This is a genomic window from Pontibacter sp. 13R65, from assembly GCF_047525655.1.
GTDB lineage: Bacteria > Bacteroidota > Bacteroidia > Cytophagales > Hymenobacteraceae > Pontibacter.
Genome location: NZ_JBLIQL010000002.1, coordinates 397,048 through 420,614 on the forward strand (window position 1 = coordinate 397,048; position 23,567 = coordinate 420,614).

At 47.0% G+C, this 23,567-nt stretch carries 19 protein-coding genes; 10 read left to right on the top strand and 9 right to left on the bottom strand.

The features are described 5' to 3' along the window. The first annotated feature begins 247 nt into the window (after positions 1–247). The 3 genes from ACMA1I_RS04130 (at position 248) to fbaA (ending at position 4,725) form a co-directional block, all read left to right on the top strand. Entirely contained in the window at positions 248–1,336 is a 1,089-nt protein-coding gene (locus ACMA1I_RS04130) for an AI-2E family transporter (RefSeq protein WP_337067020.1), read from the top strand. 397 nt (positions 1,337–1,733) lie between these two features. Then, a complete protein-coding gene (locus tag ACMA1I_RS04135; RefSeq protein ID WP_337067021.1) occupies positions 1,734–3,143 on the top strand; it encodes an exonuclease domain-containing protein in 1,410 nt (469 codons plus the stop codon). A gap of 502 nt (positions 3,144–3,645) precedes the next feature. Then, entirely contained in the window at positions 3,646–4,725 is a 1,080-nt protein-coding gene (fbaA, locus tag ACMA1I_RS04140; protein ID WP_337067022.1) for a class II fructose-bisphosphate aldolase, read from the top strand. A gap of 195 nt (positions 4,726–4,920) precedes the next feature. Here the strand turns inward: fbaA and ACMA1I_RS04145 are convergent, their stop codons facing one another. From ACMA1I_RS04145 to ACMA1I_RS04160, 4 genes are all read right to left on the bottom strand, one after another. After that, positions 4,921–5,856, bottom strand: coding sequence for a hexose kinase (locus tag ACMA1I_RS04145; RefSeq protein ID WP_337067023.1), 936 nt, complete (start codon positions 5,854–5,856; stop codon positions 4,921–4,923). Between the two features lie 108 nt (positions 5,857–5,964). Beyond that, entirely contained in the window at positions 5,965–8,370 is a 2,406-nt protein-coding gene (locus ACMA1I_RS04150) for a glycoside hydrolase family 65 protein (RefSeq protein WP_337067024.1), read from the bottom strand. Between the two features lie 10 nt (positions 8,371–8,380). After that, positions 8,381–9,202 (bottom strand): trehalose-phosphatase, encoded by an 822-nt coding sequence (gene otsB / locus ACMA1I_RS04155; RefSeq protein WP_337067025.1) that lies wholly within the window; start codon positions 9,200–9,202, stop codon positions 8,381–8,383. Between the two features lie 9 nt (positions 9,203–9,211). Continuing rightward, a complete protein-coding gene (locus ACMA1I_RS04160) occupies positions 9,212–9,961 on the bottom strand; it encodes a beta-phosphoglucomutase family hydrolase (RefSeq protein WP_337067026.1) in 750 nt (249 codons plus the stop codon). A 712-nt stretch (positions 9,962–10,673) separates the two neighbouring features. Between ACMA1I_RS04160 and pgi the strand changes: the two genes are divergently transcribed. Both pgi and ACMA1I_RS04170 read left to right on the top strand, forming a co-directional pair. Further along, positions 10,674–12,326: a glucose-6-phosphate isomerase gene (gene pgi / locus ACMA1I_RS04165; protein WP_337067027.1), complete on the top strand. Its 1,653-nt coding sequence runs from the start codon at positions 10,674–10,676 to the stop codon at positions 12,324–12,326. A gap of 109 nt (positions 12,327–12,435) precedes the next feature. Next, entirely contained in the window at positions 12,436–14,031 is a 1,596-nt protein-coding gene (locus ACMA1I_RS04170) for a hypothetical protein (protein ID WP_337067028.1), read from the top strand. A gap of 193 nt (positions 14,032–14,224) precedes the next feature. Here ACMA1I_RS04170 and ACMA1I_RS04175 read toward each other — a convergent pair whose 3' ends face one another. Both ACMA1I_RS04175 and ACMA1I_RS04180 read right to left on the bottom strand, forming a co-directional pair. Continuing rightward, positions 14,225–14,455: a DUF551 domain-containing protein gene (locus ACMA1I_RS04175; protein ID WP_337067029.1), complete on the bottom strand. Its 231-nt coding sequence runs from the start codon at positions 14,453–14,455 to the stop codon at positions 14,225–14,227. A gap of 364 nt (positions 14,456–14,819) precedes the next feature. After that, the gene (locus ACMA1I_RS04180; RefSeq protein ID WP_337067030.1) at positions 14,820–15,908 is read right to left on the bottom strand and encodes a DNA topoisomerase IB; all 1,089 of its coding nucleotides are present in this window, start codon (positions 15,906–15,908) and stop codon (positions 14,820–14,822) included. 132 nt (positions 15,909–16,040) lie between these two features. Here ACMA1I_RS04180 and ACMA1I_RS04185 point away from each other — a divergent pair, with 132 nt between their 5' ends. From ACMA1I_RS04185 to ACMA1I_RS04195, 3 genes are all read left to right on the top strand, one after another. Further along, positions 16,041–16,442, top strand: coding sequence for a hypothetical protein (locus ACMA1I_RS04185; protein ID WP_414703864.1), 402 nt, complete (start codon positions 16,041–16,043; stop codon positions 16,440–16,442). 289 nt (positions 16,443–16,731) lie between these two features. Then, the gene (locus ACMA1I_RS04190) at positions 16,732–17,655 is read left to right on the top strand and encodes a M48 family metalloprotease (protein ID WP_337067032.1); all 924 of its coding nucleotides are present in this window, start codon (positions 16,732–16,734) and stop codon (positions 17,653–17,655) included. Between the two features lie 49 nt (positions 17,656–17,704). Further along, on the top strand, positions 17,705–18,856 hold the full coding sequence (locus ACMA1I_RS04195; protein WP_337067033.1) for an App1 family protein: 1,152 nt from the start codon (positions 17,705–17,707) through the stop codon (positions 18,854–18,856). Between the two features lie 109 nt (positions 18,857–18,965). Here the strand turns inward: ACMA1I_RS04195 and ACMA1I_RS04200 are convergent, their stop codons facing one another. Together ACMA1I_RS04200 and mtgA are read right to left on the bottom strand one after the other, a co-directional pair. Continuing rightward, the gene (locus ACMA1I_RS04200) at positions 18,966–19,358 is read right to left on the bottom strand and encodes a YybH family protein (protein ID WP_414703865.1); all 393 of its coding nucleotides are present in this window, start codon (positions 19,356–19,358) and stop codon (positions 18,966–18,968) included. 52 nt (positions 19,359–19,410) lie between these two features. Beyond that, positions 19,411–20,163, bottom strand: coding sequence for a monofunctional biosynthetic peptidoglycan transglycosylase (mtgA, locus tag ACMA1I_RS04205; protein ID WP_337067035.1), 753 nt, complete (start codon positions 20,161–20,163; stop codon positions 19,411–19,413). A 281-nt stretch (positions 20,164–20,444) separates the two neighbouring features. Between mtgA and ACMA1I_RS04210 the strand changes: the two genes are divergently transcribed. Further along, positions 20,445–21,080 carry an LON peptidase substrate-binding domain-containing protein gene (locus ACMA1I_RS04210; RefSeq protein ID WP_337067036.1) on the top strand — a complete coding sequence of 212 codons (636 nt, stop codon included), beginning with the start codon at positions 20,445–20,447 and terminating at the stop codon, positions 21,078–21,080. Between the two features lie 24 nt (positions 21,081–21,104). Next, entirely contained in the window at positions 21,105–22,331 is a 1,227-nt protein-coding gene (locus ACMA1I_RS04215; RefSeq protein ID WP_337067037.1) for a metallophosphoesterase, read from the top strand. Between the two features lies 1 nt (position 22,332). On the opposite strand, the gene ACMA1I_RS04220 is transcribed toward ACMA1I_RS04215, so the two are convergent. Further along, positions 22,333–23,238, bottom strand: coding sequence for a diacylglycerol/lipid kinase family protein (locus ACMA1I_RS04220; RefSeq protein ID WP_337067038.1), 906 nt, complete (start codon positions 23,236–23,238; stop codon positions 22,333–22,335). Positions 23,239–23,567: the final 329 nt, after the last annotated feature.

Sequence of the window (23,567 nt, forward strand, 5' to 3'; positions counted from 1 at the left end):
GTCGTGTTAAACCTGCAGAATATAGAACAATAACAGCAAAAATTCGCTTGTAGTTCATATAGGCAGAAGTTTATAGGAAGGATAAAACTAATATTTTTAGCACAACAATATAGCTATTTTGGTATACTCCGAAGGGCGCAATTTACTAATTTTATAAAAAATTTCCTGCCGATGCAGGACGGAAGGTACTAGAAAATTAACATCAATGGAAATAAAACTACCGAGGTACTTTAAGTATATCCTCGTTATGCTAGGGATAATCCTGCTTATCTGGCTATTACAAATGTTCAAATCAGTGCTGATGCCCATGGCCTTTGCACTGTTGTTTGCCCTGCTCCTGCTCCCTATGACCCGCGACATGGAAAAGCTCCGGATTCCGAGGCCACTTGCCATCCTCATCAGCATCATATTGGTTATCGTTATCCTGGCTCTTGTAATCTGGTTTTTGTCGATGCAGATTGTGAGCCTTACCTCCGAGTTGGAGACCATTGGCCAAAACTTCGATTTGCTGCTGATGCGGGTGCAGGACTACCTGTACCGAAACTTTGATATTGCACCGGCTAATAAAAGCGACTTCATAAAAAACGCCATTGGGAGCCTCCGCGAATTTTCCACAGCTTTTGTGGGCAGCACAATTTCTATGACCACCGGTGCACTGGCCGCTTTTACCATAGTGCCAATTTTTGTTTTCTGCCTGCTGTATTACCGCGACCACCTGGAGCAGTTTATGTTTAAGTTTGTGGCAAAAGACAGCCGCAGCAACCTCAACAATACCATCACGAACATTCAGCAGGTTATTCAGAGCTACATCTCCGGGCTGATGATTGTGATCATGATTGTGGCTTTGCTGAACTCAGCCGGACTGCTCCTGCTCGATGTAAAGTATGCCATCTTCTTCGGCATTTTCGCCTCTATTCTTACCATTATACCTTATATCGGCATCCTGATTGGCGCGCTGCTGCCGGCACTGTTTACCTTGGCTACCACAGGCCATTTAATAGATGCGGTGCTGGTAGTAGGCGTGTTTGTGTTTGTACAGTTCCTGGAAGGCAATTTTATAACTCCCCTGGTAGTAGGATCTAAAGTTAGTATAAACCCATTTGCAGCTATAGTAGCCTTGCTTATTGGAGGAGAAATTTGGGGAGCAGCTGGCATGATACTTTCTATTCCGGTTATTGCCACGCTTAAAGTTATTTTTGATGCTTACCCACCGCTCTCGCCGTTTGGCTTTTTGCTGGCTGATATAGACGATACCAAACCGAAAAAGAAGAACAGGGTGGGGAACTGGTTCAGTGCGATTTGGAACGGCACAGGCAGAAATAAACGCAACCCTTAGAACCCTAGGGCACTCTAGCCCCAGACATCCTCCCGAAGGGCCTTTTTATTAGCAGAATTTGGTTTATTAGTACTTGCAAAAAGGTTTGATGGTTGAAGTGATGAATAGGGAAATCTTTCGTTAACCTATAGTCTCCATGCCTAAGACCTAGGTTCTTCACGAATTAAAAGACCTGTTATCTTGGTTTTCGTGCCCTAAGGCTTGCGTCTCATTTTCGCCTCCGGAAGGTCATTTTCATTAGAATAATTTCCTATAGGCCCAACCTTAAATTATTAAGGCAATGCAGAAATTGCTAATTTTATTTGCAATTAAGAGAGATTGAAACGTATTACTAATATTATTGGTTTACAGGATAGCAGCCATTGCACGTGCCTGTTTGACTTAAAAAAGAACCACCTTGTACGCCATAGTAGACATCGAAACCACCGGAGGGCAACCTTTTCAGGATAAGATCACGGAAATCGCCATCTTTATTCATGATGGAGTACAGATCGTCGATAAATACAATACCCTTATTAACCCCCAACGCCCGATACCTTTTTTTATTAGCAACCTGACCGGTATTACCGATGAGATGGTGCAGGATGCGCCCAAATTTTATGAGGTGGCAAAAGAAATTGTGGAGTTTACCGAAGGCAAAATATTTGTGGCCCACAACGTCCGGTTCGACTACTCTTTTCTTAAAAAGGAATTTGCCGACCTTGGCTACACCTTTCAGCGCAAAACATTGTGCACCGTTCGGTTAAGCCGTTCGCTGATACCTGGGCTGCCCTCCTATAGCTTAGGCAAATTATGCAAGAGTGTTGATATTGATTTACAGCAACGCCACCGTGCTATTGGCGATGCCGAAGCAACGGCAGTGCTCTTCGATAAACTCCTGAAAATCAACCGGACAGCCGTAGATGGCGCTTTGCATGCCACGGAACCGTCTGTTGTGCTGGCTAAAGAAATAAAAACCTCGCTGCTGCCTCCCAACATTAAAAAAGAATTGGTTGACTCCATGCCCACCACTCCAGGGGTTTACTATTTTCATAACGAACAAGGCGAAGTAATATATGTAGGCAAAAGCATCAACATCCGCAAGCGCATTATCCAGCACTTCAACATAGACTACAAAAGCCGAAAATCACTGGATTTTAAAAATAGCATTGCCGATATTAGTTATGAGCTGATGGGAAACGAGCTGGTGGCGCTCCTGTTTGAGTCGGCCGAGATCAAGCGGATGAAGCCACATTATAATCGCCAGCAGCGCAGGAGTGTGTTTAATACCGGCATTTTTATGTACGAAGACAGCAACGGCTATAAGCGCTTAACCTTTGGCAGCGTGAACAAAGCCGAAAATGTAAATCTGACGCCTATCATTGCGCTCTCCAACCCTTTCAAGGCAAAAGGCTTTCTGTTTCACAAAGTAGCTAAATATAATCTTTGCCAAAAGCTCTGCGACCTCTACAAAACCAACGGCGCCTGCTTCGATTACCAGGTGCACCAATGTCAGGGTGCCTGCATCGGCCTGGAAAGTCCGGAGTCTTATAATGCACGTGTAGACGAGGCCATAGAGTCCTTTACATTTGAACATAACAGCTTTGTTATTATCGGAAAGGGCCGGCACGACAATGAGAAAACGGTGGTGGTTGTGGACAATGGCTCTTATTTGGGCTTTGGTTTTGTAGACGAAACCTTTTCTGCCCATAACCTTGAGGATTTTAAAGGAGCCATTACCCGTTACAAAGACAACAAAGATATTCAGCAGATTATTCGCGGCCATATGCGCAGCAAAAACAAAGACAAATTAATTGTGTTTGATTAACGCGCTTTGCCTTAATGCTATTAAATATACACTGCTGCCTCTGAACAGTGTTGTGGTTGCTTTTAGTTTAAGATTTGCTGTATCGGGTTCTCGGATTGATGAATAATCCGGCGGCAGCAGCTTACTAATCCTGCTGCTGACGTTTTTGCAATGACTGAACAAGAGCAGGCGCTGACAAGTTTAGACATGCCTACCGTTGCCACTTGGCCCCAAAGAGGTAGATTGTAGCAACTGCGGAACTCTCCTACTGCCTCACATCAGCTTTATTTCCAAACTCCTCGCTTTGGCCAAAGACTGTCCGGCCGTATTGCCGTATACCCAATTATTTTCAGAAGCTAAAAGCCTGATATTTCTGCTTAAACCATTAAGCATCTTCTTCTGAGAGATTAATTTGTAAAAACCACAGGAAAAACATTCTTAAAGTTTTTCAGTAGAATATTTTAATTATTGGTATATTCAACCGAGTATTGAATATAAATCTATAACTCTTAATAAAATAACAGTGAGCGAAACCACTACTAAATTCCGACCAGGTGTACTGTTTGGCGACGAAGTAACAGAACTCTTCAAATACGCCAATGAGAATAATTTTGCACTCCCGGCTGTAAACGTGATCGGCACCAACTCAGTAAATGCGGTACTAGAAACAGCAAAGGCAGTTAACTCGCCAGTAATTATTCAGTTTTCTCATAGCGGGGCGCAGTTTTATGCTGGCAAAGGCCTGGCAAACGATGCGCAAAAGTCTGCCATTGCCGGAGCTATAGCAGGTGCCCACCATGTACACATTATGGCAGAAGCCTACGGTGTACCTGTAATTCTACACACCGACCACGCTGCCAAAAAATTACTTCCTTGGATAGATGGCCTGCTGGATGCCGGTGAAAAATACTTTGAGCAACATGGTAAGCCACTTTTCAGCTCCCATATGCTGGACTTATCTGAAGAAGAAATTCATGAAAACATTGAGACATGCGCTCTTTACCTGAAGCGTATGAACAAGCTTGGAATGACTGTAGAAATTGAGCTTGGTGTAACTGGTGGCGAAGAAGATGGCGTAGACAACTCCGACGTTGACAGCTCTCGTTTGTACACTCAGCCAGAAGAAGTTGCGTATGCCTACGAAGAATTGAATAAAATAAGCTCTCGCTTTACCATAGCAGCTGCCTTTGGTAACGTGCACGGGGTATACAAACCAGGCAACGTAGAACTGCGACCAGACATCCTGAAAAACTCACAGGAATTCATCCAGAAAAAATTCGGTACTGGTGAAAACCCTGTTCACTTCGTTTTCCATGGTGGCTCGGGCTCAGAGAAGCGCCAGATTACAGAGGCTATTGAATACGGCGCAATCAAAATGAACATCGACACTGACATGCAGTGGGCGTTTACAGAAGGCATCAGAGACTACATGTCGTCTAAAAAAGACTACCTGCAGAGCCAGATTGGTAACCCAGAAGGAGAAGATGTTCCAAACAAGAAAATTTACGACCCTCGTGTATGGCTCCGTGAAGGCGAAAAAACCTTTATTGCTCGTCTGAAAGAAGCATTTACCGACTTGAATGCTAACAACAGAAACGCATAATCTTAACTATTCTATAAACAAAAAAGGTGAAGCTCAGTGGCTTCACCTTTTTTGTTTATCCTTCAAATAAAACATCATTCAACCAGCAATTATTCAAATAAAAATACCCTTCCAGAGCCTTTTTAGTGAATTATAGCATCAGACCCGGTGACTCAAAAGCAATTATTTACAGGGCATTATTCTTTATTTACGGCATTAACCGTGTTCCTGCAGCCACTTGTATATCTCTTCCGTGTCTTCTCTTCGGCATAATTCCGAACCTGGAGTCATGGTGCAGGCGGTTCCTGCTGCCACTCCAAAACGTACCACATCCAGCATGCTGCAGCCTTTCAGTAAACTAAGTACCATACCACCTACCATACTGTCGCCGGCACCTACTGCGCTTAGTTGCTTTACCGTAGGCGAAACCACATAATGAATACCTTCTTTAGTTGCCAGCATAGCTCCTCTTGGCCCCAGCGAAACAACCAGCACTTCGCATTTACCATCAGAAAGCACTTTTCTCGCAATATCCTCCTGCTCCATGGCTGTAATATGTTCCTTCCCGGCCAGTCCGGCTAGTTCGCCAAGGTTAGGTTTTATCAGGTACAAGCCTTCACCTGCTGCTTTCATCAGCGCATCACCTGAAGTATCTACTATCAGTTTAAAGCCGCGCTTGTGCGCCACCACGGCAAGTTGGTAATAAAAATCTTCCGGAACTCCCGGAGGTAAGCTGCCACTGGCCACCACATACTCCGGCAATTCTTCTGTCTGCTCCAACTTATCTATAAACTGGCGCCACTCCGGCTCCTCCACATGGGGCCCAGGCATGCCAAAACGGTATTGCTCGCCTGTTGCAGCTTCGTACACCATCAGGTTTTCGCGGGTCCAGTTTTTAGCTTTGGCTGCCCAGAAGTGCACCCCCTCTTCGTGCAGCAGCTCCTCAAGTCGCTCTCCAGATGGGCCACCTGATAAAAACCAGGCACAAGACTCACCTCCCAGTTTCTTAATGGCTCTGGATACATTTATGCCGCCACCGCCTGGCTCATACCGGGGCACATCGCACCGGATTTTTTTTTCATGTACCACCCGCTGCGTTGTCGTGCTTTTGTCGAGAGCAGGATTTAAGGTTATCGTTACTATTTTTTGCATAGCTATTTCATTTAAGGATGCCTCAGGGCAACCTAATACATACTGATTTGTTTAAAAACCCTTTCTGAGCTCTGATACTTATTTTAGAAGCTCTCTTTGAGACATTTCTTAACTGATATCAAACTCTTTTTTATCGCCGGTAACTAAGGTAAAAACTTCGCCGTTTACACCCACTTGTACCTCCTTGGTAAACCCTTTGTCTACGCTCAACATTAACTTTTGGTGCGTAACCCGCACCGATAGCCAATGCCCCCTGTAGCGGAGCTGCAGCTTCATAAAGCTTACCTCCACAGGCAGCGCCGGACTCAGCCAAAGCACGTCATCCCGAATATCGAGGCCAATATAACCACGCTGCAGCAGGTCTACCGTGCCAGCCATAGCTCCTAGGTGGATGCCTTCCTGGGTAGTGCCTCCCTGCACATCCTCTACATCGCTCATTAGCGCTTCTAAAAAATCAGACCACGAGCGCTTTCTATCAGAACGGGCCATCACCCATGAATGCACGATCTTACTCAGGGTAGAGCCATGGGAGGTACGGTGTTCGTAGTAGGCAATGTTTTCTGCTATGTCTCCCGAACTGAATTCGTATCCAAGGCTCTGAAGCAGTTTTAACAACTCCTCTGAAGAAAACAGGTAAAACAGCATAATGACATCTGCCTGTTTGCTGGCTTTGTATTTGTTTACATTATCACCTTCACTTTCCAGAATCCGGTCGAGCCGCATCGAATTACCGTGCTTTTGCTGATAGGTTTCCCAGTTAAACTCCTCCAGCGCCTCATACCCTTCAAACTGAGCAATAATTTTGCTGTGTCCAATAAAGGGTACTAACATTTTATGGCTAATGTCTTGCCATCGCTTTCGGTCATCAGCAGAAATATGTAGCTTTTCATACAGCTCCTCTAGCTGCTTTTTGTCCAGCACATTGCCTATACCTATAGCACAACGAATTACCCAGGCAGCCATAACATTGGTATAAGCATTGTTTCTTAACCCAGGTTCATTTGAGTTTGGGTATTCGGTATGGTACTCATCTGGGCCAACTACATGCAGAATTTCGTAGCGACCCAGGTCGTTGTTGAACGAGGCAATGGTAGCCCAGAACTGGGCCACATCAAAAATGATTTCCGCTCCATAAAAGCTTAAAAACTCAAGGTCGGAGGTGGCTTGGTAATACTGCCACACATTATAGGCAATGGCTGCGTTGATGTGCCGCTGCAGAAAGGTATTGTCGGGCAGCCAGTTACCTGAGTCAGGGTTCAGGTGAAGCACCTGGCTCTCTTCGCGGCCGTTGCTGCCACTCTGCCACGGAAACATAGCTCCCTTATACCCGGCTTTCCTGGCAGCATGGCGCGCTTCAGGCAAACGCCGATACCGGTACATGAGAAGTTCCCGGGTAAGCTCAGGGAGCCGCAGGTTCAGGTATGGAAATATAAAAAGCTCATCCCAGAAAATGTGGCCACGGTAAGCCTCACCATGCAACCCTCTTGCCGGCACCCCCACATCCAGATCTACTGTATTACCAGAGACAGTTTGCAGCAAGTGGAAAATATGTAGCCGCAGGATGCTCTGTGCATTGTGGTTGCTCGACACTTCCAGATCGCACCGCTCCCACATATGGCGCCAGGTCCGGCAATGATCATGCAGAAGTTGCGCAAAACTACCCTGCCTGCCTATGTTGGTGCAGGCATCCAGCTTTATCTCAGATACAGCAAAATCTCGGGAGGTATATAGCATTACCACTTTCTCTATTCGGAGCGGGTGTTGCTGTGTGCAGCTGACATGAAACAGCTGCTCTACGTAGGCCTGGCTTAAGACCCTAGTTTCGCGATTAAAATTAGTAGAAGGAGGCTCTATAAAAATTCTGGTGCGGGCGGCTTGCGCCATTCTTATTTTGGACTGGGTGGTTTGGGTTACCAGAAAAATGGTTTCTTCGTTGTGCTTACCAGCCTCTAGAGGTTCCAGATGCTGGCTTGCAAGCGCCCGGTATCGGGCTACTCCGCTATTTATTACAGTGCCATCCAGGGCCGACTTTATTTCTATTTCGCCAGACCAGTTCTGAGGCGTTACCTCCCACTCCAGGGCAGCAACATGAGGGTTAGCCATGCTCACAAAGCGCCTGCTGGTTATTACCGTTTCGCGGCGGCTGGAGTCGCGGATGTGCAACTGGCGTGTAAGTAACCCTTGTTGCATGTCGAGCTCCTGCCTGTAATAAAGCAGCTCCACCTCACTTAACTTAAACCACCTTTCCTCACCGCTGTGCCTGAATGTGAGCGGCAGCCAGTTAGGCCAGTTTACCAGGTCTTCGTTTTCTATGTCTCTACCACCCACTTCAGACACCAGCCGGTTAAATCCGCCTGCCAGGTAGGTGCCGGGGTAATTTACTTTATCGTCTGCGTTGCTTTCCTCGGCAGCACCCCTGGTGGCAAAATAGCCATTGCCAAGGGTGCAGAGTGCTTCGCGAAGAGGTTGTTCTTCAGGTTTCCAGGAATCATACGTAATTTTCCATTCGGCCATTCGTCACTTCTTAGAGGTTAGAAAGATCTGAGAGGAACTGCTTCACATCATCAACATCTTCTAACCCATATTCCGCAGCGGTTTTGTCATCGTGCTCCCCTACCAGCACACTTATGCCTATACCCTGTAAAGTAGCAAAGGCATCTTCGTCGGTTATATCGTCTCCAATATAAATAGGCACTGTGTTTTCCAGGTCAAGCCCCAGCTCCTTCATAAGCCACATTACAGCTTTGCCTTTGTGCCAGTCGATATTGGGTTTCAGCTCCAGCACTTTTTTGCCGAAGCCTTTCTTTAGCTCCTCATGCGAATTTACCACATTGTCTACTGCCTTCTGCACGATTTCCACCAGGGCATCTTCCACGTTACGGTAGTGCACAGCAATGGCATACCGCTTGCGTTCCACAAGGGCACCTTCCACATCTATCAGGCGCTCATTCAGCTCCTCCTCTGCTTTATCCAGCGCAATTAAGGCTTCATGGGCATCGCCTGGTTCAGCCTGCATGCCGTTGGGCCCGGTAATATCAAAGCCATGAGAGCCTGCAAAATAAAGTGAATCCAGCTGTACCAGGTTCTTTACATTCTGCCGATCGCGGCCACTTACTACAGCTACTTTGCATGTCTCGGCTAACTGCCGCAGCACAGCCCGCATATCGTCCGTTAATATTGCTTTGTCGGGGTCTTTTACAATCGGGCTGAGGCAGCCATCATAATCCAGGAATATGGCAGGCTTTTTTCCTTTCAGCTTTTCCCGCAGTTCCTCCATTCTTTCAAAGGCGGAAGGAAGCTCAGCGGCTTCCCTTTTTATAATATTCTTCTCTTCAGATGTATTCATAGGTAGGGTTTATTCTGGCTGGGGAAATTTACTTATTACGATGTCTGCACCGTTTTCTTCTAATAATTGCTTGTTGTTGCCTCTGTCTATGCCTACTACAAGCGCGAAATTACCTGCTTTACCTGCTGCCACACCTGCCCAGGCATCTTCAAAAATAGCGGCTTCCTCTGGTTTTACCCCAAGGCGTTTGGCAGCTTCTAAAAAGATGTCTGGCTCTGGTTTGCCTTTAAGCTTCAACTCAGCCGATACCAGCCCATCTACCCTTACTTCGAAAAGCCGCTCCAGCCCTGCCCGTCGAATAATGTCAAAGCAATTTTTACTTGCTGAGATAACAGCTGTTTTATAGCCATTGTTTTTATAGGCTTTCACCCAAGCCAGGGTATCTTCAAAAACAACTACTCCATTTTGTTTTAAGAGCTCCTGAAAATAGAGGTTTTTCAGGTTGCCAAGTCCAATAATAGTTTCTTTTCCGTCATCATCGTTCTGGCTGCCTTCCGGAATGCTGATTTCACGCGACTCCAGAAAATTCCGAACGCCATCGTAACGCGGCATGCCATCCACATAGGCACGATAATCTTCCACAACATCAAAAGGCTTATAAGTCTTGTTATCGCGCTCTCCTCTCTTTTTCAGAAAAGAATCGGTCATTTTTTTCCAGGCTTCGGCATGTACCACGGCTGTGTTGGTAATTACGCCATCCATGTCCAGAATAAGGGCTTTGATGTTTTTCTCCTTAACAAGAGTATTCAGATTGCTCATATGGTAGTCTTAATAATTTTACGATTAATCATTTATTCTGAAAAGATACGGTTTACGCTTGTACTGTACCCGCCAGCCGGTATTGGAAGGGAGCCTTAAGGCCCCGTATTTTATATAAATGCACACCAAGCGGGTATTGCCAAGTATTGTCTCACCGTATACGCAATGAAGGCTATATTAGCATTTTTATCTCAAAAAAGCTGCATTTAAAGCACATTAAGTTACAAGGCTGGTAGCCCATCCGGCACCAGATTTACACTCGATACTCGCTAAAGCCCTCCTCCTATTGAACGAGTACATTAAAACCATTTCTGCTGGTTTTTCAGGAGTTCGGATACCAAGCGATCTTTTGCAGTTGGTGCTGCACGATTCCCAAATTTCTTAAGCCTCTATCTTATATTATGGGACTCGTGCAGCACGTCTGCTCATTAAACATTAGAAACATCAGAAATCGAAGCACCGATACTGCCTGCTCATTTCCTGACCACCCATAGCAGTACTATGATTAGTTAGTACCATTTTATACTTTAGCAAACCTGTGCAGCACTCCTGTTACGCAGCTAGTGCCGAAATGATACTTTGCCCGAACCCATATTTTAAATATACTATATAACCACTAAGATTTCAATCCGTTTAGTTTATTTACATTTTACTTTTAACTTTATTTCGGAACCTAATCGATCTAAACACATACTCTTAATACAAAACCTGTATGATGAAAAATACAAACCCTACCACCACCAATGCCTGGAAAAAACTCCAGTTGCATTACGAAGCCTTAAAATCGAAACACCTTCGTGAGCTGTTCGAGGAAGATCCGCAGCGTTTCAGCAAGCTTTCTTTGTCGGTGGATGACACCTTGTACGACCTTTCCAAAAACCGTATTACCGAAGAAACCCTGGAGCTGCTAACGGAGCTGGCCGAAGAAATGGGCATGCAAGAGGCTATAGAAAGCATGTTTAAAGGTGAGAAAATAAATGCCACCGAAGGTCGTGCAGTGCTCCACACCGCATTACGCAACTTTACCGACGAAGAATTGCTGCTGGATGGCGAAAACATATTGACAGAGGTTCGGGATGTACAACAGCAAATGAAGGCCTTTTGCGAGAAACTACACAGCGGCCAGTGGCTCGGCTACACCGGCAAGCCCATTAACCACATTGTGAACATTGGAATTGGCGGCTCTGACCTGGGGCCTAAAATGGTATGCGAAGCGCTTAAATTTTATCAGCAACCGGGCATGTCTATAGACTTTGTGTCTAACGTAGATGGCACCGATGCTGCTGAAGTGCTGAAGAAACTCGATCCGGAGCAGACCCTCTTTATTATTGCCTCCAAAACATTTACGACCAAAGAAACTATTGCCAACGCGCATACTGCCCGCGATTGGTTTCTAAAAGAAGCCAAAGACAAAGAGCACATCAAGAAGCATTTTGTGGCCTTATCGACCAACACAGCTGCAGTTGAGGCGTTTGGCATTGCCCCCGAAAACACCTTCCGCTTCTGGGATTGGGTAGGTGGCCGCTTCTCGCTTTGGTCAGCTATTGGCCTCTCTATTGCCTGTGCCCTGGGCTACGACCGGTTCGAGGAACTGCTACGTGGTGCAGAGGCAATGGATAAGCACTTCCGCAAGGCTCCCCTGCGCCAGAACATACCGGTACTGATGGGCTTGCTGGGCCTTTGGTATACAAACTTCTTTGGAGCGCAGTCGCATGCGGTGCTCCCTTACGACCAGTACCTTCGCCTGTTACCGGAGTACCTGCAGCAAGGCCTCATGGAAAGCAACGGCAAGAGCGCCGACCGCAGTGGCCAATATGTAAATTACGAAACGCAGCCCGTGATTTGGGGAGCAGCCGGCACTAACAGCCAGCATTCTTTCTTCCAGCTCATACACCAGGGCACGGTTCTTATTCCGTCTGATTTTATTGCCCCAGCACAGAGTCTGAACCAGATTGGCAACCACCACACCATGCTGCTCTCTAACTTCTTTGCCCAAACAGAAGCCTTAATGAAAGGTAAAACTGAGGCAGAGGCGCGTGAGGAACTGCAGAAAAAAGGAGGTAAGTCGCCAGAAAAAATAGAGGAGCTGGTGCCGCATAAGGTATTTGAAGGCAACAAGCCTACTACCTCCATCATGTTCAAAAAACTTACTCCTTATACCCTAGGCAGCCTGATTGCCATGTACGAGCAAAAAGTATTTGTGCAGGGGGTGCTTTGGAATGTGTACAGCTTCGACCAATGGGGTGTGGAACTGGGCAAACAGTTGGCCGGTGCCATAGAAGAAGAACTCATGGGCAATTCTGAAGGCAAGCACGATAGCTCCACCAACGGGCTCATTGCGTTTTACAACCAGAACAAAGGTTAATTTAGCCATTTGACAAAGAGCCGGAAGCACATTATTTTTTTTATCCGGCTCTTTGTTAAAACCTTTCGCTGTGTCTGCGTACTGTAGAACCTAACACCTACCCTTGCAGATGACTTTTTCGCGTGTAGCACTTTATTTTATTTGTTTTCTTTTGCTGCCGGGCTGCGCCGACAATGACTTTTTTCAGAAAGATGCACTGGCGACAGCAGCAGATAAAACCGATATTGAACAACCTGCCGGAGACAGTGCCTGGGTTGTGGCGGGCCGCCACTACGACCGCAATTTTCTTTATAAAGCAATCTGGGGAGAACACAACCGCCATATCTGGACTACTCCCGTTAAAGTGCCTGTTTTTAACCTGCACCAGGTGGCTGGTGGCTTACAGGTTATAAAAAGAGGCGGTGGCTACCAAACCAGCAGTTTTCACCTGCAGGACAGCGCAGGGCGTTTTTACGCCTTCCGCTCTATAGACAAAGATCCGGTGCATGTACTCAGTAAGTTCTGGCAGTCTACCTTTGTCACGAATATTGTACGCGATCAGACCTCAGCCGCAAACCCCTATGGCATGCTCTTGGTGCCGCCGCTGGCAGAGGCAGTAGGTGTATGGCACACCAACCCCAAAGTATTCTATGTTTCGGCACAAGATACCAGCTTTGGCGACTTTTCACCGCAGGTGCAGGGCCGGCTCTTTATGCTGGAAGAAAAATTTAAAGGCCCAGCCGACATCTTACCAAACTTTACAGGCACCGTAGATTTTGTAGACTCCGATGAAGCGCTGCGCCTGCGCTTTACCTCCAACCGATATCATTTCGATCAGCGCGCCTTTGCCAAAGCCCGCCTCCTCGACCTGCTCTTAGGCGACTGGGACCGACACAAAGGCCAATGGGACTGGGCTGTAACCCGTCAGGGGAAAGACACCATATTCAAACCTATACCCAAAGATCGTGACCAGGTTCTGCTCAAAATGAACGATGGCCTCATTCCCTTTTTAGCCACCAGCAAAGTAGCGGTACGCAAGTTCTACACCTTCAGCGATAAATACCGCGATGTGAAAGCCCTCCTCCTGAACGCCAGCTTTTTGGACGAACGGCTCCTGCATGAATTGCCAAAGGAAGCATGGCTACAGATTGCCCGCCAGATGCAGCAAAACCTCACCGACCTGGTAATTGACCAGGCTGTCAGGCAAATGCCCGCACCAGTGCATGCCGCTATTGGACCTGAGCTTGCAGCGAGCCTGAAAAGCAGACGCGACCATTTGCATGAGGCAGCCGAAACAATGTATACCCTGCTGGCAAAGGAAGTTACCGTTACAGGAACCGATGAGCCGGAGCAGTTTGTAATTAACCGGCTGCAGGAAGGGCAAACGCAAGTACGTATTTTCCGGCCAACCTCAACCATGTCGCCGGAGCAATTGATTTACCAGCGCACCTTTAGCCCCAAAGAAACAAAGCTGATCAGGCTCTACGGACTGGCGGGCAACGATGAATTTGTGGTAGAAGGCTTTGCCAACAATGCCATTCCTCTGGAGATTTTTGGAGGATTGGGAGAAGACAAAATTACAGAAAGATCCAGTGTGAGGGGTTGGAAGAAGAGAACCAGTGTTTATGATACAGAACGCGGCAACAGCATAGTGCTTGGCACAGAAGGCAAAGACCGAACAACACGCGACGTACGGGTGCACGCCTACGACAGGGAAGGCAACTAAGGCAACTCAGCCTGAAGAAATAGAATACTGAAGGAGCGTGAGGTGTAGTAAAATTATTGAAATGAAAATGCCCTTCCAGAGGCTAATTAAGCAAATAAAGATCGAAATGCGCTAGGGCTAAGCTAAAGGGGCGGCTATTCAGATCTGAACAGCCGCCCTCTTAGCTTAGGAAATTAACGAACTAGCAACTTATTCATGACTCCTCATGCTGGAATTCTAAATATGGTTCCGGGAAAGGCTGCCACGCCTTTACTATCGAAAAGTCATACGTTTTAGAATCAGGCAAATGATCCATCATGATACGGTGGTCATCTACATACCAGCATGCCACTACAGTCGGACGCCCATGCTCCTCTATCGTAGCTAAAATCTTCTGCCGCATTGCAGGCAGATTTTCCGAACTTTTTATCCAATATCTATTCATTTTTATTAGGTTAGCTGTCTTACTACGTAATTAACGCAATCAATTCATTATTAAGCTTTTTACGCAAATTCATATACGTCTTTTACGCGCTTTGTCTAGAAAGTTACCCCTAATAATCAGAATATTTGCTAAAAAATGTGAGGCGAACGATCGTTGGGGCTAAGGCCTCATTTTCTTATGCTAAATTACTAAACGGCACAACTCTTATAAAGTCCAATCGGCACCTGTAGTCACCGCTTTCGCACAAATAAATTCTGCTAATAAAAAAGGCCTTCCGGAGCCAAAATAGTGCTGGAAGGCCTTAGGTGTTACTCAAAATTTATAATAGGTGCATGTTGGTGCGCAGCAGGATGAGATATCTGGATTACTTAACTTCTTCTTTTTTCTCTCGGGCTACGCGCTGCAGCATCTTAAGCACCAGTTCTTCGGTACCCGAAAGGTTATCGGTAGAGGGCTTGGTGGCGTCGTGATTCTTAAGGTACTTGAGCAGTTTGTCTTCTCGGAACAGGTTCACCACCTCCGGGTGTATGTAATACTTAGAACAAACTGTTGGAGTATTACCCAGGCTTTTGGCTACCATCTTCACCGATTCCTTTATGCTTTTCTCCTTGCCAAGTTCCGGGTTCTCTTCCAGCACCTGCTCCAGGCATTCTACCATGCGTACAGTGCCACCCCAGGTCCGGAAGTCTTTGGCAGAAAAGTCGTGCTCCGTCGCCTCCCGCAGGTAAGCATTCACATCGCCCGATTCTAGGGTTTGCCGCTGGCCGTCTTCGTCGAAGTACTGAAACAAGTCGTAGCCTGGAATATCCTTGCATTTTTTCACCAGCCTTGCCAGTCGCCTGTCCTTTAGGTCAATTTCGTGCTCTACTCCTTTTTTGCCCCTGAACGAAAACCTGATCTGGCTTCCGTCTATCTTCACATGCCGGTCGCGGAGCGTGGTAAGCCCATACGATTTGTTAGATTTGGCATACGCCCGGTTTCCGATCCGGATCAGGGCGCTATCGAGGAGCGAAAGTACGACGGCCGTTACACTTTGCTTCGTGAGGGTCTTGGAGCCAATGTCCTCCTCTATCTTTTGCCTGAGCTTAGGCAGCGACTTTCCGAAAAGTATCATACGGCCGAACTTGGTCACGCTCCTTACCTTTTGCCAATCGGGGTGGTACATGTACTGCTTGCGGCCCTTGTCGTCGCGGCCGGTTACCTGCAGGTGTCCTTTTGGGTTCGGACAAATCCAAACATCGGTCCAGGCGGGCGGAATAACCATTTTATTGATTCGCTCCAGCGTCTTTTCATCAGTTACAGGCTCACCTTTGGCATTTTCATAAATCCATGATTTACCTTTTTTGCGCCTTGTTAGGCCAGGTTTTTCATCAGTCGTGTATCGCAGGCCAGCCCACTCGGCAGATTTTGCCGGGTCGGCATATATTTCGTGCAATTCGTTCTTCTTCGCCATCTCCTGAGGCTTAATATGTTTACCTCCTGCACTACATACCCAGATTTAATACAAAAGTTGTAAGCAGGTGCCTATACCATAAAATTTAGCAAACATGCTTATCTTTGCCGAAGGCAAAAATCTATGTACTCTATGCACCCCCACCTCTCCTACTTATATGCGTTCTTTGGTCTTTTCCTGATTGGCTGTGGCATTATTTCGGTTCTGTTTCTTGGCTGGAAAGCCAAAACAGCCCTAGTATCAGGCGGCACCTTTGGCCTGCTCGCTCTTATAGCCGGCCACTTTCTGAATCAGGCGCAGAGTTGGGCCTTGTACCTGGGTGTAGCAGAAGCAGCTCTTCTGACAGGTATTTTTGCATGGAGAGCAAGTGCAGCCTTTTTAACTTTAACAAAGCTTCTCCAAAACAAAGACGCCGTTGCCATCAGGCAGAAAAGTATTGCCTTTATAATTATTGCCACCATGTTTCTAATGGCTTTGTTTGTACTTGCTTTATCAGCTATGTTTTTAAAAGGAGTACTTACTGAAATCGGGTAGCCTCAGTAGCAATAGCGGGTGCCCCTTGCAGACCCTTTCCCTAAAACACCAGAATTTACCTCCTGGAGGCCCTTTTCATTTAAATAATTTAGCCTTAGCAGTCCTGAAGAGGCATTAAATGCAGAAACTGATCTATCTTGTCTTTCGTAAAAGAATTTAGTTACTACACACGAAAAGCCCTTGAAATCCGTCAAGGGCTTTTTTATTTGTACCATTACGTGCCTTGCTTTCGTTTAAGCTTGGCCAGTTTGCCCCAGTTAACACAAAACTTGTTTGTGCGTAAAGGCAAATGAAGATAAATCTGGCTATTTTTACCCGCTGGCCTGCTGGAGCTGGTCAGGCAAAAGATACAAACCAACTTATTTTACCTAACTTTAAGCATACCTTAATGAACAAACCAACTTTTACTTTTTACAGCTTTTTTGCTTTTATAGCACTCGTACTATTCAGTAGTTGTTCCGATAACGAAGGCGTTATTTTCTCCATTAACGACGATATACAACTAGGCAAAGAGGTTTCTAACGAAGTAGACTCTACGTATCGTGCCAGTGGCCAGTTGCTGGAGCGCAACAGCGCCAATGCCACTGCATACACCCACCTCGACCACATTGTGAACCGGGTCCTCAACTCCGGGCAGGTAAAGTACCGCAACGAATTTGAATGGACTGTTAAAATTATCCGGGATGACGAGAATCTGAATGCCTTTGCTGCTCCCGGTGGCTATATTTATGTGTACACTGGCATTATTCGCTACCTCAACGACGAAGACCACCTGGCGGGTGTAATCGCCCACGAAATAGCACACGCCGATAAACGGCATAGCGTAAGGCAGTTGCAGCGTCAGTATGGTATTTCCTTACTGCTTTCGGTGGCCTTAGGAAACAACCCTGGCGCGCTTAAGCAGATTGCGGCACAGCTGGCTGGCTCCCTTACGGGTCTGCGCTTTAGCCGCGAGGCAGAAACCGAAGCCGACGACACCTCTGTGATTTACCTGGGCGGAACCAATTACTATGCCTGCGATGGCGCAGCCGGCTTTTTTGTGAAGCTGAACTCAGAGGCAGAGCAAGGCAACCCGCCAGAGTTCCTGAGCACACACCCTAACCCCGAAAACCGTGTGCAGAACATACAGGAGCGTGCCAGCCAAAACGGTTGCAGCACAGCCTCTGCCGCCGATACGGACCTAACAGCGCTTAAAAAAAGCCTGAAACTTTAACTGAACCCTGCGCCTGCTGCCCAACAGCAGGCGTTTTACTACCTATACTATGAAAAAGATGAAAGACATTGCCAAGAAAACGGTGTTAAAGGCCGAGGAAAAATTCGATGTACTCACGTTTGAACTGCGCCGCAAATTGAATCTTTTCGGTCCGGTTCAAATTGTGCCGTACCGCAGCTATGGTACCCCTAGCCGGTTGTATGTAAAAGGCCGGGTACTCGTAGACAAAGGCATTAAACAATCTGAAACAACAGACACTACCTGGCAGAACCTGCTGAACATGTACCGCCGCTTTCACAGCGACGAAATTCCGAATGCTCGCGTACAGCTACAGCTACAGGGGCAGCAATACGAGGTAACGACCGATGTGGAAGGTTATTTTGTGCTGAACCTGGAGCCAAAAACACCATTGCAGCTCGACGACATCTGGCACACCATCGATCTGAAGCTGGTAGATTCGCCGGTAAAGTTAGAAGGAGAAGTAACTGCCAAAGCCCATGTGCTGGTGCCTCCACCCGATGCCGAATATGGCATTATCAGCGACATAGACGATACCATTGTATACACAGGTGCTACCAGCCTACTGCAAACCGGTCGTAACGTGCTGCTTAACAATGCGCACCGGCGAATACCTTTTCATGGTGTATCGTCGTTTTACAAATCGTTGCAACTGGGGCGCAACGGTAAACTAAACAACCCATTCTTCTACGTATCCAGCAGCCCCTGGAACACCTATGATCTGCTGTACCAATTCCTGGAGCTAAACAAAATACCTACAGGCCCGCTCCTGCTCCGCGACTTCGGTATAGACGAAACCAAGTTCCTGAGCTCCGACCATATGAGCCACAAGTACAAAGAAATTGAGAACCTGCTCATTACTTACCCGGAACTGGAATTCATATTGATTGGCGACAGTGGCCAGAAAGATGCCGAAATCTACAGCGAAATAGTAAAGAACCACCCGGGCCGCATTTTAGCCATATACATTAGAGATGTAAACGTAGAGAAGCATACCAGAAAAGTAGTTTCTATTGCAGATGAGCTCAAGAAGGCCGGAAGCGTAGAAATGGTGATTGTAAAAGAAACCTTAGAAGCGGCGGAACACGCTGCTGCCAACGGTTTCATTTTTACAGAAGAACTCCCTGATATCAAAGAGAAGACAGAATTAGACGACTCTGGAGACGACGATTCTATTTTATAATTCAGTTATATAAAAGAGAAAACCTGCCTGCATAAACTCGTTGAGCTAAGCAGGCAGGTTTTTTATTATTCCCTTATCAGAAGATTAGATTCTTTCGCTATAAATAGTTTCACCTGGAATGGTCTGCCACAATTTTCCACCCCTCCGGAAAACGCTTGAAAATAACAGAGAAGTGGCCTTCCAAATCTCCTTCGGCCCGGGTCAGCATCCACTTTCCCACTACCAGCCTGGTGTCAGCTGATAGCTCCCTGTTTTCCAGAATATTAAAGGCCAGTTTTCCCATAGCGGCTTTGCTTGGGTAAGATTTTTCGTAATTCTCCAGTGTTTTCTGCCAGCCATAGGTAAGGCCCCGCTTCCCGATAAACACCAGCGAGTCTGATTTCCAGTAGCCTTGCATGTAGCAGTTTAAATCGCCCTGGCTCCAGCAGTTGGCTTGCTCATTTAGCACCTCCAGCACAGCCTGCTCCGGGTTTTGCAGCACAAGGCTCTTTGACTTATGCACCTGACAGCCTGCAAAACTCAACAGTGCCACTAAAAGATAGATCAATAAGAATTTACTTTGTTTCCTCATCTGGCAAAATGGATTTCACATAGTTAATGCCTCCAAGCCGGCCCATGGCACGGGCAATTCTGCTGCGCCGCTGCAATACAAAAGGTGTGGGGCGGCGGGCAGAGTAGCGAATAGGGTTAGGTAAAACGGCAGCAAGCATAGCAGCCTGCTGCCGGGTTACAGTGGCGGCTGGGCGCTTAAAATACTTCTGACAGGCCGCTTCCACGCCAAAAACACCGTCGCCCATTTCCGCAATGTTCAGGTAAACTTCCATAATGCGCTTCTTGCCCCACAGCACTTCTATCAGCACCGTGAAATAAGCTTCTACGCCTTTGCGGAGGTAACTTCTGCCGTGCCACAAAAACACGTTTTTGGCTACCTGCTGGCTAATGGTGCTACCGCCACGAATGTTTTTGCCGCTTTGGTTGCGCTTGAACGCTGCCTGTATGGCCTCGTAATCGAAACCGGAGTGCATCAGAAAACGCTGATCTTCGGAGGCTACCACGGCCAGTGGCAACTGCGGAGACATTTCGTCCAGCGTAACGAACTGATAGCTGATCCGAGGGTCTTCTTTTCCGGCCGTCCCGCCTTCGGCCCTGCGTTGCACCATGTGCAGTGTGACAGGAGGCGCTACCCAACGGTAGAGCAGCACCCAGGCCACACTAAGTAAAAACAGGCTCAGCACCAGCTTCAATACCAACCATTTCAGCTGATGTATTCCAAATCCTCTTTTTACGCCAGAACGCTTTTTCTTCATGTTGGTAGTTCGCATCAAAGGTCGCAAAGGTAAAGAATTGGTTCTATTTTCAGGTAATGTGTTCTAACCAAAAACTCAAACCAAACACAAGGCGCCATACCGCGTAATCAACAAAAAGCCTGTCCCTCGGTAGGTTAATCTATAGCAATTATTCAAATGAAAAAAGCCTTCCGGAGGCGTTTCGGTGCTGATTAACCATTGGGTTTACTAAATTTAATTAAACACTGGCAACCATTGCCTTGTTGTACTTATGCTTACACCTATACCAAAGAGAAAACACAATGATTAAATACCTCCCGCTTTTCCCCTTAGGCATTGTTGTTTTTCCGGGAGAGAAACTGAATCTGCACATTTTTGAGCCGCGGTACAAGCAACTGATCCTGGAGAGTGTGGCCAATAAGACTACATTTGGCATACCCTCCTACCTGCAAAACGGCATTGGCGAGTACGGTACCGAATTGAAAGTACTCCGCATCGAAAAGAAATACGATAACGGCGAAATGGACATTAAAACCCAGGCGCTTCGCGTGTTCCGGGTCATACGGCTGGACAAGCAGGCTCCCGGCAGGCTTTACCCCGGTGGTGAGGTGGAGATGCAGGAAACAGACCTGGAAGGTGATGTACTTTTTAGGGTGGAAATAGAAAAACTGCTCCGGCAGCTCTACGAGGCGCTGCACATTAACAGCCTGCTCCTCTCCCTGCCCCAGAACTTTAAATCGTTTGACATAGCCCACCACCTTGGGCTTTCGCTGGAGCAGGAATACCTGCTGCTACAGTGCCAGAGCGAGTCAACGCGCCAGGAAATGATTTTGCAGCACTTACAGGCTATTGTGCCCGTGGTGCACGAAACAGAACGGCTGAAGGAGCGGGTGAAAATGAACGGCCATTTTAAAAACCTGACACCGCCAGAACTGTAGTCACTGCCTCCAAACCCCAACGCTATGCTAACCTACTTTCTACTCATTCTTCCTACACTGGCTATGGTATATCTGGTTTTCAGCTATTGGCAGGAACGCCAGTATCGCAGAAAGCCATTTTTTAAATTAGCCGATATAGGCTGGCGGAAATCTACCCTCCCGCCTGCCGACGACTTGGTGCACTCTGTTGCCTTGATAGGAGATCCTGGTGCATTGGCTACGGATGGAACAGACCCGGTGATGCAGTTGGTAGAGCAGTGGAAGCAGGAAGCAGGCGCACAAGGCACAGCAGTGCTTCTTGGCGATATAGTGTATCCGGTAGGGCTTCCGCCGGAAGGCAGTGCAAATTACACCACTTCGCTCCTGCGCCTTAACACCCTGCTCGATACCTTTAAGAGCTACGAAGGCCGCAGTATTTTTCTGAGTGGCAACCACGACTGGAACAAAGGCCGGAAAGGTGGATACCAACAAATGCTGCGCCAGGAAGAGCACGTGGTAAACTACCTGCAAGACGAGCAGGCATACCTGCCGCGCAACGGCTGCCCCGGCCCCGTTACCATACAACTGGCCGAAGGACTCCTGCTACTGATTATAAACACGCAGTGGTGGGTGCAACGTGGTGAAAAACCCCTCGGCGGCGAATTTGGCTGTGGCTATAAACACATCGATGAGTTTTTTCATCAGCTGAAGACTGTTTTGCGCCAGAACCGGCACCAACGCATAATTGTAGCAGCACATCACCCACTGTTCAGCAATGCTTTACACGGTGGCAAGTTTACGCTCAAGCAACATATATTTCCGCTTACGGCCGCTCATAAACGGTTTTATATCCCGCTGCCTATTTTCGGATCGCTCTACCCTTTCTACCGCCAGTTGTTCGGTGCTTACGAAGACATGTCGCATGGCAAGTACAGGCGCATGCGCAAAAGGCTCCTCCGCATATTTCACCGGCACAGCAACCTCATTTATGCGGCCGGGCACGACCATAACCTGCAGCATTTTGAGGTGCGGCAAAACCATTACATTGTCAGCGGATCGGCTAGTAAAACGGCCTTTGTGAAGAAGGGAGGCAAAGCCACCTTTACGCTGGAAGAGTTGGGGATTGTGGTGCTAAACTATTACAAAAACGGTGAAATATGGATGGAGGTGCGGGCCGTTAATAATACCAATGCGCAGGAAAAAGGGCCAGTGGTTTTCCGGAAAGAACTCCGAAGTGTGCTGCAGCCAGAGCCTGTACAACAAACACGGTAGATTATTCCTCTTCCGGAACAGGTAAGATCATGAGCAGGCTTTCTTTGTTCATCTTTACATGAATCTTTGAATCGAGCTCCACCGGTTCTCCGTCTACATGCACCACCTCCCCGTGCGTATTGTAAATAGTGGCCTCTTTACAGCTAATCCTGCGACTAAACACGGAACTATCGATGCTATCGGTGTATAGTTTGTAAAGGATACCAACACCAGCCGCTTTCGGAAAGGGTTCTATTAGGCAAATCTCAAATCGTCCGTCATTCAGAATACCGTTTGGGTTGATGCTGGCGTTACTGCCAAAGGCATTGGCATTCGCGATGGTAACCATAAAAGCTGGCCCCTCAAAGTTCTCCACATCGGTTTCGATACGATAATGCTTTGGCTCATAAGAAAGGTACTCCTGCAAAGCAATCCAGGCATAAGAGCCAGGGCCACGCGTTTCGCCTTCGCAAAACCGTTTTACCACCAGGGCATTAAATCCCAGGTCGCTTAAGTGGATGGATGGGAAGCCGTTGATATCGAGCGTATCAATAGGGATAACCTGGTGGGTGTGAATCAGCTGCAGGGCAGTCTCCGTATCTTGCGGAATGCCTAAGTCTTTGGAGAGGCCGTTGCCGGAACCTAAAGGAATTATGCCTAACGGAATCTGCTTTTTTATGAGCAACGAGGCTACCAGATTAACGGTACCATCTCCTCCTACAGCAAAAACAGCATCTACTTTTCTCAAATTCATAAGTTCCTGCAGCTGTTCCTTGTCATTTTCACCCGTGGTTTTAAAGATTTCGAAATCAATCTCGTGTGTCTCGCAGAGGGCTGCAATATCTTCCTCCAGGTCCTCTTTATCAATATCTCCTGCAATAGGGTTGATTACAAATAAGTAGAACTTTCTTTCTTTTGATGATTCCATATTCAAAAGCCTTGCAGCTATTTTTCTGTTTTATGTAAGCTCCCAGCCAACGGTATGACTGAACATATTTCTACGATAGAGAAGCAAAGGAGAAGGTGAAAACTACTAAAAGATTTTATGCTATGGCCTAAGTATTTTTTCAGCTAAGTTACAGTTGGCGCGAGTATAATCATTGGTAAATATTTACTGCTAGACTCAACCTCGCATAGCGGCTTATGCTACCATAAGCCTGATTGGAAAAACTCATATTTAGCTCCGGAAGGCCTTTTTCATTGGCAGAATTTGCTTCGCGATTAATTGAAATACGTTGGGTAAGGGCTCGATCAAAA

What these genes read in the sequence shown, in the direction of transcription:
- ACMA1I_RS04185 (WP_414703864.1), top strand. Translation starts at nt 16,041, where the DNA reads ATGCACCCCCACCTCTCCTACTTATATGCGTTCTTTGGTCTTTTCCTG.
- ACMA1I_RS04215 (WP_337067037.1), top strand. Translation starts at nt 21,105, where the DNA reads ATGCTAACCTACTTTCTACTCATTCTTCCTACACTGGCTATGGTATAT.
- ACMA1I_RS04130 (WP_337067020.1), top strand. Translation starts at nt 248, where the DNA reads ATGCTAGGGATAATCCTGCTTATCTGGCTATTACAAATGTTCAAATCA.
- pgi (WP_337067027.1), top strand. Translation starts at nt 10,674, where the DNA reads ATGATGAAAAATACAAACCCTACCACCACCAATGCCTGGAAAAAACTC.
- ACMA1I_RS04220 (WP_337067038.1), bottom strand. Translation starts at nt 23,238, where the DNA reads ATGGAATCATCAAAAGAAAGAAAGTTCTACTTATTTGTAATCAACCCT.
- ACMA1I_RS04210 (WP_337067036.1), top strand. Translation starts at nt 20,445, where the DNA reads ATGATTAAATACCTCCCGCTTTTCCCCTTAGGCATTGTTGTTTTTCCG.
- mtgA (WP_337067035.1), bottom strand. Translation starts at nt 20,163, where the DNA reads ATGAAGAAAAAGCGTTCTGGCGTAAAAAGAGGATTTGGAATACATCAG.
- ACMA1I_RS04180 (WP_337067030.1), bottom strand. Translation starts at nt 15,908, where the DNA reads ATGGCGAAGAAGAACGAATTGCACGAAATATATGCCGACCCGGCAAAA.
- ACMA1I_RS04195 (WP_337067033.1), top strand. Translation starts at nt 17,705, where the DNA reads ATGAAAAAGATGAAAGACATTGCCAAGAAAACGGTGTTAAAGGCCGAG.
- ACMA1I_RS04190 (WP_337067032.1), top strand. Translation starts at nt 16,732, where the DNA reads ATGAAGATAAATCTGGCTATTTTTACCCGCTGGCCTGCTGGAGCTGGT.
- ACMA1I_RS04150 (WP_337067024.1), bottom strand. Translation starts at nt 8,370, where the DNA reads ATGGCCGAATGGAAAATTACGTATGATTCCTGGAAACCTGAAGAACAA.
- ACMA1I_RS04175 (WP_337067029.1), bottom strand. Translation starts at nt 14,455, where the DNA reads ATGAATAGATATTGGATAAAAAGTTCGGAAAATCTGCCTGCAATGCGG.
- ACMA1I_RS04160 (WP_337067026.1), bottom strand. Translation starts at nt 9,961, where the DNA reads ATGAGCAATCTGAATACTCTTGTTAAGGAGAAAAACATCAAAGCCCTT.
- ACMA1I_RS04145 (WP_337067023.1), bottom strand. Translation starts at nt 5,856, where the DNA reads ATGCAAAAAATAGTAACGATAACCTTAAATCCTGCTCTCGACAAAAGC.
- otsB (WP_337067025.1), bottom strand. Translation starts at nt 9,202, where the DNA reads ATGAATACATCTGAAGAGAAGAATATTATAAAAAGGGAAGCCGCTGAG.
- ACMA1I_RS04170 (WP_337067028.1), top strand. Translation starts at nt 12,436, where the DNA reads ATGACTTTTTCGCGTGTAGCACTTTATTTTATTTGTTTTCTTTTGCTG.